This window comes from Streptomyces sp. NPDC088147, assembly GCF_044741565.1.
GTDB lineage: Bacteria > Actinomycetota > Actinomycetes > Streptomycetales > Streptomycetaceae > Streptomyces.
Genome location: NZ_JBIUSY010000010.1, coordinates 415,193 through 429,563 on the forward strand (window position 1 = coordinate 415,193; position 14,371 = coordinate 429,563).

A 14,371-nucleotide genomic window follows, 5' to 3' on the forward strand; every position below is an offset into this window, starting at 1 on the left:
TGATACATGACACTCTGTGGCGGGGTGGCAGATGCCAGCCATGGCCAATTCGGGGAAGGTGGACTGATTTCCATGGCCCAGTGGACTTCCGCCGTCGGTGCGGCTCAGCTCGCCCGGCAGCTCAAGACCCAGCAGCGCGGGCCCAGCGGCCCCGGCACCCGCAGGCCGCCCGCCTACCGGGCGCTCGCCGACGGGATCCGGCTGCTCGTCCTCGAAGGCCGTGTCCCCGTCGCGGCCCGGCTGCCCGCCGAGCGCGAACTGGCGCTCGCCCTGACCGTGAGCCGTACGACCGTGGCCGCCGCGTACGAGGCGCTGCGCGCGGAAGGCTTCCTGGAGTCCCGTCGGGGCGCCGGCAGCTGGACGGCCGTACCGGCGGGCAATCCGCTGCCCGCGCGCGGTCTGGAACCGCTGCCGCCCGAGTCGCTGGGCTCGATGATCGACCTCGGCACCGCCGCGCTGCCCGCCCCCGAGCCATGGCTCACCCGGGGCGTCCAGGGCGCGCTGGAGGAGCTGGCGCCGTACGCGCACACCCATGGCGACTACCCGGCAGGGCTGCCCGCGCTGCGGCAGATGCTCGCCGACCGCTACACCGAGCGCGGCATCCCGACCATGCCGGAGCAGATCATGGTCACCACCGGCGCGATGGGGGCGATCGACGCGATCTGCCATCTCTTCGCGGGCCGGGGCGAACGGATCGCGGTGGAGTCGCCCTCGTACGCCAATATCCTCCAGCTGATGCGGGAGGCGGGCGCGCGGCTGGTGCCCGTCGCCATGGCGGAGGGGCTGACCGGCTGGGATCTCGGGCGCTGGCGCCAGGTGCTCAGGGAGGCGGCCCCCCGGCTCGCCTATGTCGTCGCCGACTTCCACAATCCGACGGGCGCGCTGGCCGACGAGGACCAGCGGCGGCAGCTGGTCGACGCCGCACGGTCGGCGGGCACGGTCCTGGTCGTCGACGAGACCATGTCCGAACTGCGGCTGGACGCGGATCTGCGGATGCCGAGGCGGGTCTGCGCGTTCGACCCCGCGGGCGGCACGGTCATCACGGTCGGTTCGGCCAGCAAGGCGTTCTGGGCGGGGATGCGGATCGGCTGGGTACGTGCCGCGCCGGATGTGATCCGGTCGCTGGTCTCCGCGCGCGCGTACGCCGACATGGGCACCCCGGTGCTGGAGCAGCTCGCCGTCAACTGGCTGATGCGGACCGGCGGCTGGGAGGAGGCCGTCGCCCTGCGCAGGGCCCAGGCCCGCGAGAACCGCGACGCGCTGGTGGCGGCGGTACGTGACCAGCTGCCCGGCTGGGAGTTCGAGGTACCGGGCGGCGGGCTGACCCTCTGGGTACGTACCGGCGGACTGTCCGGATCACGCCTGGCCGAGGTGGGCGAACGGGTCGGTGTACGGGTGCCCTCGGGACCCCGCTTCGGAGTCGACGGGGCGTTCGAGGGGTACGTACGGCTGCCGTTCACCGTGGGCGGCCCGGTCGCCGTCGAGGCGGCGGCGCGGCTGGCCGCGGCGGCGCGGCTCGTGGAGACCGGGGCGAGCACCGGCACGGACGCGCCGCGCACCTTCGTGGCCTGACGCCCCCACGCGTCCGGGGCCGCGTCAGCCCTCGGCGGGTACGGCGCCGCCGAGCGGCCCCGCGGCGGCGGCCGGCGCGCGCCCGTGACCCGGCGCGCGCTCCTGGTCGGGAACCGACTGCGCGGCGGTCCGTTCCGCGGTGGCCGGGTCCTCGGCGGGGGCCGCGACCGCCGGGTGGGACGCCGGAAGAAGACCGAGGACGGCGCGGCGGTGCGTCTCGCTCGTCGTGTCGTCGTACGGGTCGGGGGTCGCCGGGACCTGGAGCCTGAGCACCGGTCCGGTGCCGAGTCGCGCGTACCCCCGGCCGGGCGGGACGTCCGCCGGGGGTGTGGAGCGCGGCGGCGCGCCCAGCACCGCTTCCACCTGCGCGGGCGCGGCGGCCCCGAGGATCACCCGCGCGCGGGTGCAGGTCAGTACGGCCTCGCTGAGCGTGTCCAGGCTGTCGAGCTGGTCGGCGACGACCACCGTCACATGGGCCGATCTGCCGTGCCGCAGCGGCACCTTGAGCAGTTCCTGCGGATCGGGCCGTCCCTCGGCGGCGGCCAGATGACCGAAGACGCTCGGCCGGTCCAGCAGGATCCACAGCGGGCGCTTGGTGTCCTCGGGTGCCGGAAGGCCCGACTGCCCGGCCCGGTTGGCGGCGATCAGCCGGCGCTCCGTCTCACTGGCGGCCCACTCCAGACCGGCCAGCGCCCCGGCCAGTCCGCACTCCACGGCCAGTACGCCCGAACGCCCGGCCAGACAGCCGAAATCGCCGGTCCCGCCACCCTCCACGATCAGGACTTCACCGTGCTGGGCGGCCTGGAGCGCCAGAGAGCGCAGCAGGCTGGTGGCGCCGCTGCCCGGCAGACCCGTGACCAGCAGATGCGGCGCGGTGGAGCGCGGTCCCGTCCGCCAGAGCACCGGTGGCTCGTCCCGGTTCTCGCCGTCCGCCACGACCGGGACGGTGCGCCGTACCGCGCTGTCGTCCGTGAAGCCGAGCACGGTCTCGCCGGGGGCGGTGACGAAGGGCTGGGCGACGATGGCGGTGGAGAGCGCGGGAAGCACGGTGACCGTGAGCTGGTTGGCCTCCTCCTCCCACTCGAAGAGGTACTCGCGCCCGCGCCCGCACTTGGCCTGGAGCAACTGCTCGATCCGGGCGCGCACGCCGGGGTCGCTGTCGGGGAAGTACGGGGGGTATCTCAGCTGGAGCCGGGTGAGCCGTCCGCCGGAGTCGAAGGCGTGGTCGTCGAACGCCGCTCCCCAGGCGCCGCCGTGGGCGTAGAGCGGATCGGGGTCCTCCGGCACGGCGAAGTACGGCACCAGCGCCTCGTAGAGGGACTGGAGCCGCTTGACCTCCGTGTCGTCGGGTCCGGTCGGTACGGGAGTGGTGTCGCGTCCCTTCCATCCGGCCACGCCCATCAGCGTGATCAGACCGAGGAGCGGCCCGTACGGGATGAGCGCGACCACCAGAACGCAGGCCGCCACCAGGAACAGCGCGGGACCGCGCCGGTCCTTCGGGGTGCCGGCCCACTTCTGGCGTGCCGCGGTGGCCAGCATGCGCAGCCCGCGGGAGACCGTGATCAGCGGATGGAGGACGTCGGTGGCGCTGTCGGCGGCCGTGCGGGCCAGTTCGCGACTGCGGGCGATCTGGGCGCTGCCGCTGGTCAGAATGCGGGGGAGTGGTCGCCGGGCCACGGATGTCTCCTGATGGTGCGGAAGGGGGCGGGCGGGCGTCAGAACTTGATCCCGCCGATGAGCCCGGCGAGGCTCGCGCCGCCGGCCGTGATGCTCGGCGCGATGGCCGTGCCCGCGAGATAGAAGCCGAAGAGGGCGCAGACCATGGCGTGCGACGCCTTGAGTCCGTCCTTGCGGAAGAAGAGGAAGACGATGATTCCGAGCAGCACCACGCCTGACATGGACAGAATCATGAGAATTCTCCTGGTTCGAGGGGACAGTCACCATGAGTTCTTCCAGGATCACCGAAAGTATCTATGCGATAAAAGGTGCAAATGAGTGAAATGCGAGCTATTTCACTGTGCTGGCCCACGGGACACGGTGGCGCCCGTGAGGGGCGCGGTCCGCAGTACCCTGTCGGTTTATCCGTATGGCGCCAGGACCGTACGGAGCAGGTCAACGGCGTGTGAACCGGCGTGCGAGCCGGACTGAAAGGCGGTCCACCGATGAGTGAGACACCGGATCCCGACGTGGTCGAGCTGGCCACGAAGGTCTTCGATCTGGCCCGGCGTGGTGAGACCGAGGCGCTCGCGGCCTACGTCGACGCCGGTGTGCCCGCGAACCTCACCAACGACCGCGGCGACTCCCTCCTCATGCTCGCCGCCTACCACGGCCACGCCGAGGCGGTCGAGGCGCTGATCGCGCGCGGCGCCGACGCCGGACGGGTCAACGACCGGGGGCAGACCCCACTCGCCGGGGCTGTCTTCAAGGGCGAGGACGCCGTGATCCGCGCACTGCTGGCCGGCGGCGCGGATCCAAGCGGAGGAAACCCCTCCGCGGTGGATACCGCGCGGATGTTTGGGAAGACGGACCTTCTGGAGCTGTTCGGCGACCTGTGATGCCCCGGGTGAGAGACGTCGTAAATGTGGTCGCGGTGGCGAAATGGCTGGGTCATCATGACGTCGGGCCCACAACGGGTCATCAACGAGAGGCAGGGAAGATGGTCTGCATTAAGCGGAAGACGACGGTCGGCCGATCATGTCGCCGCGCGGTCTAGAGCGGGAAGGGTGCCACGTCCCCCGGTCGCACCCCCGGTTGCGTCGACAGCTTGATGTGAGGCTTTCCCCATGTTCGATCCAGTCATAGCGCCGAGCGGCACCTTGCTCGGGCTGTTGCAGAGAGGCCGCGGCGACGGAACGCTGCACGCGCTCGCGGCACCCCGCGCCGAGGCGCTCGCCGCCCTCAATCACTGCGTACTGAACGACCCCCGCCACGACTGGCAGGTCGAGAACCGTTCGCTGTACTACGCACGCCTGTATCTGGATCTCCACGGTGGTCTCGACGCCATCGACCACCATCTCTTCCGGGCCGAGGACCACTTCGACACCGAGGAGTCCAGGACCGGGCTCGCGCTCGCCGTGCTCGGCCATCTCGCCGCGTACGGCAGGCACGACGCCCTCGACCTGCTCAGGCGGTACGCGGCGACCGGCGCGAACTGGGCCTGGGCCCTGGACGAGCTGGCGCTGCGCGACGACGACACGGGCCTGCGCTCGCTGGCCGTACCGGTCCTCGCCAGATTCCCGGCGGGACCCGAGGGCGACGCCGCACTGGCGTCGGTCGTCCGCGACGCCTTCGAGCCCCGGCCCTGGCGGCTCTGGGCCGACGATCCACGGCCCGCGGTCGGCGCGCGGATCAGGGCCGCCGGAGAACAGGGCTCCTTCGACCGCTGGCAACGGCAGCTGCGGCCGACCGGCCCGCGCCCCGGCTGGAGCGTACGCGCCGTCTTCGACTGGGCACAGCAGGCCCTGGAGCGCGGCACGGAGATGCACGGGCCCGCGGCCCGCTGCCTCACCGCCGTCGCCGGGCCCGACGACCGCCCGCTGATCGTCGAGGCCGCGCGCAACGGCCCCGACGGCGCCCGCTGCGCGGCGCTGCACTATCTCGCCGAGGTCCGTGACCCCGTCGTCCTCGATCTGATCGAGGCGGCGGCCGGCGGCCCGGACCGCACCGTCGCCGACGCGGCCGTCGCCGCCTTCGAGCGGATGTGCGGCGACGAGGCGGTCGACCGGGCCCGCGGCTGGGTCCACAGGCCCGACGCGCTCGGCGCGTCCGCCGCCGGCGTGCTCGCCTGCCGCGGCGGTACGAAGGACACCGCGCTGGTCCTCGGCGCGCTGCGGGAGACCGTACGGGCCGAGGGCCCCGACACCCAGCGGCTGTGGACCCTCGTCGACGGCGCGGGACGCCTCGGTATCGTCTGCGCCGCGCCCGTGCTGCGCCATGTCTACCGGGAGACCGCCTCCTCGCATCTGCGCGGCCGGACGGCGCGCGCGCTCGCCGCCACCGACCCCTCCTACGCCACCGGCTTCGCCGTCGAATGCCTGTGGGACTGCGAGGAGACCACCCGGGAGGTCGCGGCGCTGCACGCCGAGACCGGAGACGTACGCGTGGCGGAAAGACTGCGGCGGCTGGCCGCCGATCCGGCCGAGGAGGCCGAGGTGCAGACCGCCGTGCGCAGCAGGATGGGCCCGGACGCCGCCGCGCGGTGAGCCCGGCGGCCACCGCCGCACCCCGTCGCGCACGGCCGGAAACCTTCGCTCCGTAAGCCGGTCCGTACGGTCTGTGCGCCTTCGTCGCGTCCGGGGAACGTCCCGCGTCCAATGCTCACGGGACGTTCCCCACGCGGAAAGATCCACGTTGGCAGGGACACGCTCGGCACGACGACAACACGGATATGCGCGTCGTCATCGTCACCGAATCCTTCCCGCCCGACGTCAACGGGGTGGCACACTGCGCCCTCCAGACCGCCCGGCATCTCGTCGCCCGCGGTCATGATCCGCTCGTCATCGCCCCGGCCGTCGCCGGGGATGCCGAGATCGACACACCGTGCCCCGTGGTACGCGTGCCCTCACTCCCCCTGCCCGGCTATCCGCAGGTGCGGGTGGCACTCCCCAGCCGGCGCATCGCGGCGGCCATCACCGCGCACCGCGCCGAACTCGTCCATCTGGCCGGACCCTTCGTGCTCGGCGTACGCGGCATGACGGCCGCCGCCCGGCTCGGTGTCCCCGCCGTCGCCGTCTACCAGACCGACCTCGCGGGCTACGCCCGTACCTATGTGGGCGCGGGCGAGGCCGCGGCCTGGCGGCGGATCCGTGCCGTGCACACCGCCGCCGACCTCACCCTCGCGCCGTCCAGCGCCGCCGCGAACGATCTCGCCGAGCACGGCATCCCCCGGGTGCGGCTCTGGCCGCGGGGCGTGGACACCGTACGGTTCCGGCCCGAACTGCGTGACGAGGAGCTGCGCAGGCGGCTCGCGCCCAACGGGGAGCTGATCGTCGGCTATGTCGGCCGGCTGGCCCCCGAGAAGCATGTCGAACTCCTCGCCGGGGTCTCCCGGCTGCCCGGCGTCCGCGTCGTGATCGTCGGGGACGGGCCCAGCGAGACCTCCCTGCGCGGGGCGCTGCCCGGCGCGGTCTTCCTCGGCCGGTCGACCGGTGACGAACTGGCCCGGACCTTCGCCTCGTTCGACGTGTTCGCGCACACCGGCCCCTACGAGACCTTCTGCCAGACCGTGCAGGAGGCCATGGCCAGCGGGGTGCCGGTGATCGCGCCCGCCGCCGGCGGACCGCTCGACCTCGTCGACCACGGACGTACCGGACTGCTGGTCACCCCGCACGACGTCGACGCCGTCACCGCCGCCGTGGAGGAACTCGCCTTCGCCCCCGCGCTCCGCGCGGCCTACGGGCAGGCGGGCCGCGCCACCGTCGAGGGCAGGACCTGGGCCGTCGTCGGGGACCAGCTGCTCGGCCACTACACCGAGGTGCTCGGCGCCCGTACGGCGGTGGTCGCGTGAGCGCGCTGAAGATCGTACGGCTGGCCAACTTCGTCACCCCCGCCTCGGGCGGCCTGCGCACCGCGCTCCAGGAGCTGGGCAGCGGCTATCTCGCGGCCGGGCACCAGCCGGTGCTGATCGTGCCGGGGGAGCGGGAGTCCGACGTGGACACCTCGCAGGGGCGGGTGATCACCCTGCCGGGGCCCGTACTGCCCGGCACCGGCGGATACCGGGTGCTGAGCGCGCGGCGGCGGCTGCGGGAGGTGCTCGAAGAGATCGGGCCCGACCGGCTCGAGGTCTCCGACCGCACCACGCTGCGCTGGACGGGGGAGTGGGCACGCCGCCATCGCATCCCGTCCGTGATGGTCTCCCACGAGACGGCGGACGGGGTGCTGCGCACCTGGGGTGTGCCCGGCGTCGCCGCCGGCCGGGCCGCCGACCGGCTCAATCTGCGCACGGCCTGGGCGTATTCGCGGATCGTCTGCACCACGGAGTGGGCGGAGCGGGAGTTCCTCCGGATCGGGGCCCGCAATGTGGTGCGCGCACCGCTCGGTGTCGATCTGCGCCGGTGCACGCCGGAGCGGTACGACGCCGAGCTGCGCTCCCGGTACGTACGTAAGGGTGAACTACTGCTCGTACTCGGCTCCCGGTTGTCGGTGGAGAAGCGTCCCGGCACCGCGCTCGACGCGCTCGCCGAGCTGCGCGAGCGGGGTGTGCCCGCGGTGCTGGTCGTCGCCGGAGACGGTCCGCTGCGGGCCGGGCTGGTGCGCCGGGCCCGCGCCGAGCGGCTGCCCGCGCTCTTCCTCGGCCATGTGCGCGACCGCGAGGCGATGGCCGATCTCCAGGCCTCCGCGGACATCTGTCTGGCGCCGGGCCCCGCCGAGACCTTCGGCCTGTCGGCCCTGGAGGCGCTGGCATGCGGCACACCGGTCGTCGCCAGCGCGTCGTCGGCGCTGCCCGAGGTGATCGGGGACGCGGGCATCGCCGCCCGGGACAACGCCTCGGCCTTCGCCGACGCGATCCAGGAACTCCGGGCCCGCCCCGAGGGGGCGCGCCGTGCCGCGGCCCGCGCCCGCGCGGAGCTCTTCAGCTGGGAGAACGCGGTCGCCGCCTTCCTCGCGGCCCACGATCTCCCGCTCGGCGTACCCGTCCTGAACAAGGTCCCGTCGCAGGTCCAGCAGGCCCACCGGCCGGAGGGAGAGGCGAGATGACGACGGAGGCGGAGAGCGGCACGCTGCCCGCGGACGCGGCCGCGGCCCCGGACGCGGCCTCGGACGCGGCCCCGGACCGGGAACGCCACCAGAAACGGGACCACGGACGGGACCCGGCGCCGGACCGGGTTCCGGACGCCGCGCCGCCGCGGGTCCTGCGCTACGCGGCCCTCGGAGACTCGCTCACCGCCGGGATCGGCGACCCCGTCGACGGCGGATGGCGGGGCTGGGCCGCCCTGCTCGGCGCGGGCGTGGGCGACCCCGGGGCGGGCGTACGGTTCCACAACTTCGCCGTCAGCGGCGCGCTCACCCGCGACGTGGAGGAGAAGCAGACCCCCGCCGCCCTCGCCTTCGCCCCCGACCTCGCCTCCGTCGTCGTCGGCGTCAACGACACCCTGCGCCGCGCCTTCGACATCCAGGACCTCGCCCTGCGCCTCGACCGCGCCTGCGGCGCACTCGCCGCACACGGCACCGTACTGCTGACCACCTGTCTGCCCGACCCCGGCAGAATGCTCGGGCTGCCCGCGCCGCTCGCCCTGCCCCTCGCCCGGCGGCAGCGTGCCGTCAACGCCGTCGTCCACGCCCTGGCGGCCCGCTACGACACCGTCCATCTGCACATGGCGGAGGCGTCCTGGGTCGCCGACCGGTCCCTGTGGAGCGCCGACCGGCTGCACCCCGCAGAGCGCGGGCACCGGATGATCGCCGCGCGCTTCCACGCACTGCTCGCCGAACGGGGACTCGCCCTCGGCCCCGCACCCTCCCTGGCGGCCGACCAGCCCCCGCCGAGCCGCGCGGCCACGCTGCGCTGGCTCGCCACCTCGGGCACCGGATGGGTGGCCCGCCGCTGCCGGGATCTCCTGCCCGAGCTGCTGCGGCTGGCGGGCGACGAGGTGACGCACTGGGCGCGCGGCACCGGCGCCCGGCTCGATCTGCACGCCGAACTCGCCCTGTCCCGCGCGCTCGCCGCGCTGTCGCCCGGCGCTCCCCTTGCCAGAATGGGGGAATGACCGGGCGCTGGGAATTCTGGATCGACCGGGGCGGCACCTTCACCGATGTGGTGGGCAGGCGCCCCGACGGAGAGCTGGTCACACGGAAACTGCTCTCACACCATCCCGAGCGGTACCAGGACGCGGCGGTGGCCGGCATCCGGCTGCTGCTGGGCCTCGGTCCCGACGATCCGGTGCCCGCCGACCGGATCGACGTCGTCAAGATGGGGACGACCGTCGCCACCAACGCGCTCCTGGAGCGGCGCGGTGAGCCGACCGTCCTCCTCATCACCGAGGGCTTCCGCGACGCCCTTCGTATCGCGTACCAGAACCGGCCCCGGCTGTTCGACCGCCATATCGTGCTGCCCGAGGCCGTCTACGAACGCGTCATCGAGGTCCCGGAACGTATCGACGCGCACGGCGCCACCGTACGGCCGCTCGACACGGACGCCGTCGCCGCCGCCCTCCGCACCGCCCACGAGGACGGCTTCCGCAGCGCCGCCGTCGTCCTGATGCACGGCTACCGCCACCCCGCGCACGAGAGCGCCGTCGCCGGCGCCGCGCGGGCGGCGGGCTTCACACAGGTCAGCTGTTCCCACGAGGTCAGCCCGCTGATCAAGCTCGTACCGCGCGGCGACACCACCGTCGTCGACGCCTACCTCTCACCGATCCTGCGCCGCTACGTCGACGAGATCGCCCGTGAACTCCGGGGCATCCGGCTGATGTTCATGCAGTCCAACGGCGGCCTGCGGGAGGCCGCCCACTTCCGCGGCAAGGACGCCGTGCTGTCGGGACCGGCCGGCGGGGTCGTCGGGATGGCCCGTACGTCGGAACAGGCGGGCTTCCGCCGGGTCATCGGCTTCGACATGGGCGGCACCTCCACCGATGTCTCGCACTACGCCGGCGAGTTCGAGCGCGAACTCGGCACCCAGGTCGCCGGGGTACGGATGCGCGCGCCCATGATGAACATCCACACCGTCGCGGCGGGCGGCGGGTCCGTGCTGCACTTCGACGGCCAGCGCTACCGCGTGGGACCCGACTCGGCGGGCGCCGTGCCGGGCCCCGCCTGCTACCGGCGCGGCGGCCCGCTCACCGTCACCGACGCGCAGGTGATGCTGGGCCGCGTCCAGCCGGCCCACTTCCCCGCCGTGTTCGGCCCCCACGGCGATCAGCCGCTGGACGTGGAGGTCGTACGGGAGCGCTTCGCGCGACGGGCCGAGGAGGTACGGAAGGCCACCGGCGTCCGCCGCACCCCCGAGGAGGTCGCGGCCGGCTATCTGGAGATCGCCGTCCTGAACATGGCCAACGCCGTCAAGAAGATCTCCGTACAGCGCGGCCACGACATCACCCGCTACGCCCTCACCAGCTTCGGCGGCGCCGGCGGCCAGCACGCCTGCGCGGTCGCCGACGCGCTGGGCGTCGACACCGTGCTCGTCCCGCCGCTCGCGGGCGTGCTCTCCGCGTACGGCATCGGGCTCGCCGACGCCACCGCCATGCGGGAGCACTCCGTCGAGGCCGAGCTGACAGAACCCGCCCTGCGCCGGGTGCGCGAGCTGTGCGACTCCCTCGCCGGGCACACCCGCGCCGAACTGCGCGCCGACTCCGTCCCGGACGACGCGATCACCACGCGCGCGCGGGTGCTGCTGCGGTACGCGGGCACGGACGCGAGCCTGCCCGTACCCCTGGACGGAGTCGCGGCCATGACCGCGGCCTTCGTGGCCGAACACCGCGCGCGCTACGCCTTCACCATGGACAAACCGCTGGTGGTGGAGGCGGTATCGGTCGAGGCCGTCGGCGTGTCGGGCCCGCACCTCCCGTACGCGCCCACGCCGCCCGCCGGCACCGGCGGGCGCGAGCCGTACGCGACCGTCGGGATGTTCACCGAGGGACGTGTCCGGGACACCCCGCTGTACCGCCGCGAGGACCTGCGCGCCGCCGACACCGTGACCGGGCCCGCGGTGATCGCGGAGGCCGACGCCACGACCGTCGTCGAACCGGGCTGGCGGGCGGCCCCGGGCGAGCGGGGGCATCTGCTGCTCACGCGCGTACGGCCGCGCCCCACGCGGGTCGCGGTCGGCACGGACGTGGACCCCGTCCTGCTGGAGGTCTTCAACAACCTCTTCATGGCCATCGCCGAACAGATGGGCGTGCGCCTGGAGAACACCGCCCACTCCGTCAACATCAAGGAGCGGCTCGACTTCTCCTGCGCGCTCTTCGACTCCGACGGCAATCTGATCGCCAACGCGCCCCACATTCCCGTCCATCTCGGATCGATGGGCGAATCCATCAAGGAGGTCCTGCGGCGCAACGAGGGCGCGCTGCGCCCCGGCGAGGTGTACGCCATCAACGACCCGTACCACGGCGGCACCCATCTGCCCGATGTGACCGTCGTGACGCCCGTCTTCGACGAACAGGGCGAAAGGCTGGAGTTCCTGGTGGCCTCGCGCGGCCACCACGCCGAGATCGGCGGCATCACCCCCGGCTCCATGCCCGCCTTCAGCACCACCATCGACGAGGAGGGCGTGCTCTTCGACAACTGGCCGCTCGTCAGGGACGGCCGGCTGCGCGAGGACGAGACCCGGGACCTGCTCACCACCGCCCGTCACCCCTCCCGCGACCCGGACACCAATCTCGCCGATCTGCGCGCCCAGATCGCGGCGAACGAGAAGGGCATCGCCGAACTGCGCCGCATGACCGACGAGTTCGGCACCGACGTCGTCCAGGCGTACATGGGGCACGTACGGCGCAACGCCGAGGAGTCCGTACGCCGGATCGTCGCCGGACTGCACGACGGCTCGTACCGCTACGAGACCGACGGCGGCGCGGTGATCGAGGTCGCGGTCCGGGTCGACCGGGAAGCGCGCTCGGCTGTCCTCGACTTCACCGGCAGCTCGCCGCAGCTGCCCGGCAACTTCAACGCGCCCAAGTCCGTGGTGATGGCCGCCGTGCTCTACGTCTTCCGTACGCTCGTGGCCGACGACATCCCGCTCAACAGCGGCTGTCTGGAACCCCTGGACGTGCGGGTACCGGAAGGATCGATGCTCGCGCCCGCCCCGCCGGCGGCGACCGTCGCGGGCAATGTCGAGACCTCGCAGGCCGTCACCGGCGCCCTGTACGCGGCCCTCGGCGTGCAGGCGGAGGGCTCGGGCACCATGAACAACCTGACCTTCGGCAACGACCGGGTGCAGTACTACGAGACCGTGGCCAGTGGCTCGGGCGCGGGCGACGGCTTCGACGGCGCGGACGCCGTACAGACCCATATGACCAACTCCCGGCTCACCGACCCGGAGGTACTGGAGTGGCGCTATCCGGTACGGGTCGACGCGTTCGCCGTACGGGACGGCAGCGGCGGAAGCGGGCACTGGCACGGCGGCGACGGCGTCGAACGGCGGCTGCGCTTCCTGGAGCCGATGACGGTGACGCTGCTGACCGGGCACCGCAGGGTGCCGCCGTACGGCATGGCGGGCGGCGGACCCGGCGCGCTCGGGAGCAACGCGGTGGAGCGCGCGGACGGCACGGTCACGCCGCTGCGGGGCGTCGACTCGGCGGACGTGGGGCCGGGCGACGTACTGGTCATGCGGACGCCGGGCGGTGGCGGCTACGGGACGCCGCCCCGCTGAGCCGGGTCACTGCCCTTCGGGGGGCTTGCCCTGGGCGGAGGAGACCTCGACGAGTTCGGCGCGGCCCCGCGCGTTGAGGCTCAGGATCGGGACGGCCTTGTTCCGCGGATTGCCGTTGTTCCGGAAGGAGATGAAACCGCTCGCCCCCGCCACCTGCTGCGGCCCGTTCATCTGCTGGAACATCCGGCCCACCGCGCCCCCGGTCACGGCGCCGGGGCCGCCCGCCGCCATCCGGACGCCCTCGGCCGCGGTCAGCACCGCGTCGTGGGCCATGAGGTCCTGGCCGTCGTAGCGGTCGTCGCCCGGGAACCACTTGTCCAGCTGGCCGTTCTCCTGGAAGTACCGCGCGGAACGCTCGGAGACCCGCCCGGGATCGGCCCGCCACATGTCGCGATGGGCCAGCCCCGTGAAGAGCACCGTGACATCGTTCTCGACGGCGTGGGCGATCTGCTCCCGGTCCAGGTTCGAGGTGTCGTCACCGGCGAGGACCGTGAACGTATGGTCCGTGCAGCTGCGGTTGGCCAGCGAATCGAGGAAGTTGGTGAGGTGCCGGCCGCGGCCCGCGAAGTAGATGACCTGTGGCCGTGTGTCACAGAGCTGCGCGGGGAAATAGCGCAGTTCGTTCTTCCAGGCGCCGCCTGGCACCGACGAGTCGAACGTCATCCGCTCCGCGACCAGCCGGTGGCCGGTCTTCTTGTCGGGGAACGCCTCGGTGAAGGCGGTGCCCAGCGTGGCCGCGTACAGATTGGTCGTGGCGGCGTCCTGGACGACCACCGCCGTACGGAGCTTCGTGGACCGCTTCAGATAGGCCGCCGCCGCGTACGCCTCGTCCACATTGGTGGGCGAGACCCGCACGAAGCCGGGGATGCCCTGGATATTGGTGGCGGTCATGGTGCTGGCGACGGTGGCGAGGCCGCTCTTGGAGAGCTTCCTGAGCGCCGCCAGGTTCGGGCCGGTGCTGGGGCCCAGACCGGTCACGGCCACCAGTTTGTCGTCCGAGTCCTTTCGTGCGATCAGCTCGTCCACGGTGTGTTTCCAGTGCGCCGAGCTGCTTCCGGTGTTCGCGATCAGCAGCCGGATCTTGGGCGAGGAGGCGAGATCGCCGCGGTTGTGCCGGTACTGCGCGAGATAGGCGCCCTCCAGCTCGTGCCGCACCGAATCCTCGGAATTGCTGTCGTCGTTGGTGAGCGTGAAGGACGTCATGTACGCGACGCTGACATACGGCTCCGACTTGGCCTCCTTGCTGACCAGGTCGTTCTCCTCCTTGATCTTCTTCACCACGGTGGCCAGATGGTCCGCGAAGTGGAACGAGCCGTCGGTGACGCCCACGCACTCCTTGTCCTCGCCGCGCTTGACGACTCCGTCGTCGCACCGGGCCCGCACCTCCCCGATCCAGCGGACCCCCAGCGGGACCGCCACCGCGAGCACGGCGACGACGACCACCCCGATCACCACGCGGCGCACGATGTGCAGCGGCCATTCGAGTCTGCGCATCCC

The 14,371-nt window shown here is 72.9% G+C and carries 10 protein-coding genes; 7 read left to right on the forward strand and 3 right to left on the reverse strand.

Going from position 1 to position 14,371, the window contains the following annotated elements; translation table 11 throughout:
• Positions 1-72: 72 nt before the first annotated feature.
• Positions 73-1,572, forward strand: a complete 1,500-nt coding sequence (locus ACIOGX_RS32950; RefSeq protein ID WP_356518569.1) for a PLP-dependent aminotransferase family protein — start codon at positions 73-75, stop codon at positions 1,570-1,572.
• Positions 1,573-1,596: 24 nt separating this feature from the next.
• Here the strand turns inward: ACIOGX_RS32950 and ACIOGX_RS32955 are convergent, their stop codons facing one another.
• Together ACIOGX_RS32955 and ACIOGX_RS32960 are read right to left on the reverse strand one after the other, a co-directional pair.
• Positions 1,597-3,249, reverse strand: coding sequence for a hypothetical protein (locus tag ACIOGX_RS32955; RefSeq protein ID WP_401918266.1), 1,653 nt, complete (start codon positions 3,247-3,249; stop codon positions 1,597-1,599).
• A 38-nt stretch (positions 3,250-3,287) separates the two neighbouring features.
• Complete coding sequence (locus ACIOGX_RS32960) at positions 3,288-3,482, reverse strand: hypothetical protein (protein ID WP_030355560.1); 195 nt, start codon at positions 3,480-3,482, stop codon at positions 3,288-3,290.
• A 252-nt stretch (positions 3,483-3,734) separates the two neighbouring features.
• Here ACIOGX_RS32960 and ACIOGX_RS32965 point away from each other — a divergent pair, with 252 nt between their 5' ends.
• The 6 genes from ACIOGX_RS32965 (at position 3,735) to ACIOGX_RS32990 (ending at position 12,874) form a co-directional block, all read left to right on the forward strand.
• On the forward strand, positions 3,735-4,127 hold the full coding sequence (locus ACIOGX_RS32965) for an ankyrin repeat domain-containing protein (RefSeq protein ID WP_383973595.1): 393 nt from the start codon (positions 3,735-3,737) through the stop codon (positions 4,125-4,127).
• Positions 4,128-4,355: 228 nt separating this feature from the next.
• Entirely contained in the window at positions 4,356-5,774 is a 1,419-nt protein-coding gene (locus ACIOGX_RS32970) for a HEAT repeat domain-containing protein (RefSeq protein WP_356518567.1), read from the forward strand.
• 185 nt (positions 5,775-5,959) lie between these two features.
• Positions 5,960-7,078 (forward strand): glycosyltransferase family 4 protein, encoded by a 1,119-nt coding sequence (locus ACIOGX_RS32975; protein WP_401918269.1) that lies wholly within the window; start codon positions 5,960-5,962, stop codon positions 7,076-7,078.
• Complete coding sequence (locus tag ACIOGX_RS32980; protein WP_383973591.1) at positions 7,075-8,268, forward strand: glycosyltransferase; 1,194 nt, start codon at positions 7,075-7,077, stop codon at positions 8,266-8,268. Before ACIOGX_RS32975 ends, ACIOGX_RS32980 begins: the two co-directional genes overlap by 4 nt.
• Positions 8,265-9,275 (forward strand): SGNH/GDSL hydrolase family protein, encoded by a 1,011-nt coding sequence (locus ACIOGX_RS32985; protein ID WP_401918272.1) that lies wholly within the window; start codon positions 8,265-8,267, stop codon positions 9,273-9,275. The genes ACIOGX_RS32980 and ACIOGX_RS32985 overlap by 4 nt, the downstream gene beginning before the upstream one ends.
• Entirely contained in the window at positions 9,272-12,874 is a 3,603-nt protein-coding gene (locus ACIOGX_RS32990; RefSeq protein WP_401918274.1) for a hydantoinase B/oxoprolinase family protein, read from the forward strand. The genes ACIOGX_RS32985 and ACIOGX_RS32990 overlap by 4 nt, the downstream gene beginning before the upstream one ends.
• Before the next feature lie 6 nt (positions 12,875-12,880).
• On the opposite strand, the gene ACIOGX_RS32995 is transcribed toward ACIOGX_RS32990, so the two are convergent.
• The gene (locus ACIOGX_RS32995) at positions 12,881-14,368 is read right to left on the reverse strand and encodes a branched-chain amino acid ABC transporter substrate-binding protein (protein WP_356518562.1); all 1,488 of its coding nucleotides are present in this window, start codon (positions 14,366-14,368) and stop codon (positions 12,881-12,883) included.
• Positions 14,369-14,371 lie beyond the last annotated feature (3 nt).